The following is a 626-nucleotide window of genomic DNA, read 5'->3' as shown; positions in this document are numbered from 1 at the left end:
TGATGAAGACGCGCTCGGCAAGATCGAGGTTCAGGCCGTGGTCCGTGTAGAAGGGCGGATAGATCGTGACCCCCGGCGGCAGCGGCTTGCCGAGGATCTGTTCGAACAGTTCCGCCTTGCCCACTTCGTCCTCAAACGGGAGGACGTTCAGGCGGGAGGTGAGCTCGGTGACCCGCAGAACCCTCTCGGCCATGGCCTGGAACTCGGCACTGCGAATGCGCATGAGACGGTCGCTGGACATGCCGTGATCATCTCCGGTGCACCGGTGACCGGACAAGGCTCACCGGATGATCAACTTCAAGGAGTGTCGACGGAGACAAAACCGAGGGCTTCCGACAACCACCGGCACCCCGGACATCCTGCTCGTCATGGACGCCGGCTACGTTGACGCCAGCCCGGGTCCGCCGTGGGTTCCGCAACATCCGCGCCGAAGTCCTCACCCCCCGGCCCGAGTGCCGAAACCCTCCCGTCCCGGTCCCGGACGCCCGGCGGGTTCGAAGAACCGCAAGCCGGCGCCCCGCCACGGCGTCGGAAAGACCGTCAAACGCGAACCCACACTCCAAGCCCACCTCGCCACACGAGGTTAAAGATCAAGCTCAGTGTGCTCAGCGGGCGAGTACGTGACC

The 626-nt window shown here is 65.0% G+C and carries 1 protein-coding gene and 1 pseudogene; one reads left to right on the top strand and one right to left on the bottom strand.

Annotated features, from left to right (window positions below):
* Positions 1–241, bottom strand: a 241-nt coding sequence (locus ABD323_RS43610; RefSeq protein ID WP_486327185.1) for an LbetaH domain-containing protein, incomplete at its 3' end; no start/stop codon positions are given.
* 134 nt (positions 242–375) lie between these two features.
* On the opposite strand from ABD323_RS43610, the pseudogene ABD323_RS43605 reads away from it, so the two are divergent.
* A pseudogene (locus tag ABD323_RS43605) lies at positions 376–587 on the top strand (NF041680 family putative transposase); the annotation flags it as partial.
* Between the last annotated feature and the right edge of the window lie 39 nt (positions 588–626).

It is taken from the genome of Kitasatospora nipponensis (assembly GCF_039528135.1).
In the GTDB taxonomy this organism is placed as follows: Bacteria; Actinomycetota; Actinomycetes; order Streptomycetales; family Streptomycetaceae; genus Kitasatospora; species Kitasatospora nipponensis.
The sequence above is the reverse complement of the archived record's forward strand: the minus strand, read 5'-3'. Positions and strand labels throughout refer to the sequence as shown.